Annotated in this window: 2 tRNA genes and 1 rRNA gene; all 3 read right to left on the bottom strand. The window is 45.1% G+C overall.

The annotated features are described in order from the left end of the window. Window positions 1-18: 18 nt before the first annotated feature. Window positions 19-94 (bottom strand) — tRNA-Ala (locus tag ABD744_RS19355). Between the two features lie 113 nt (window positions 95-207). Next, a tRNA-Ile gene (locus tag ABD744_RS19350) sits at window positions 208-284 on the bottom strand. A gap of 262 nt (window positions 285-546) precedes the next feature. Next, a 16S ribosomal RNA gene (locus ABD744_RS19345) occupies window positions 547-632 on the bottom strand; the annotation flags it as partial.

The raw sequence follows: 632 nt of genomic DNA, 5'->3' as shown, positions 1-632 counted from the left end.
TTGAAAAACACTTCCGTTTGGTGGAGCTATGCGGGATCGAACCGCAGACCTCCTGCGTGCAAGGCAGGCGCTCTCCCAGCTGAGCTATAGCCCCAGTGCTACCCTAATACGAGGTAAACAACTGATATTTTTTCTTAGGCAAGGCAAGTTGTGAGGAAGTTTAGTACCACTAAACGACGAACAACTTAACGACGCATAAGGAAAAATTGGTAGGCTTGGGCAGATTTGAACTGCCGACCTCACCCTTATCAGGGGTGCGCTCTAACCAACTGAGCTACAAGCCTTCATACTCGCTTATTCTTTGTAAATCTTTGTTGCTTTCGTCTTCGTGTCAGTCACATATAAAACATATGCTCCTTAACTCATCCTCAAGCGCCTCGATTTCCTTTGAATAATCTTCGTATTATTACTTGCAAGGTTTCTGTTCATTCTTTCGAATGATCAGACAATAACCAAGGCTTGAATAAGCCTAAATTACGCTCTCTCTAATTCTTTGTTCAGATAATTCGTTGTGGACACTCAACTGAGCGCTAAGGCTCTTTCGTTTAAGGAGGTGATCCAGCCCCAGGTTCCCCTAGGGCTACCTTGTTACGACTTCACCCCAGTCATGAATCACAAAGTGGTAACCGCCC

The sequence above is a fragment of the Litoribacillus peritrichatus genome (genome assembly GCF_039537985.1).
GTDB classification, from domain to species: domain Bacteria; phylum Pseudomonadota; class Gammaproteobacteria; order Pseudomonadales; family Litoribrevibacteraceae; genus Litoribacillus; species Litoribacillus peritrichatus.
The sequence above is the reverse complement of the archived record's forward strand: the minus strand, read 5'-3'. Positions and strand labels throughout refer to the sequence as shown.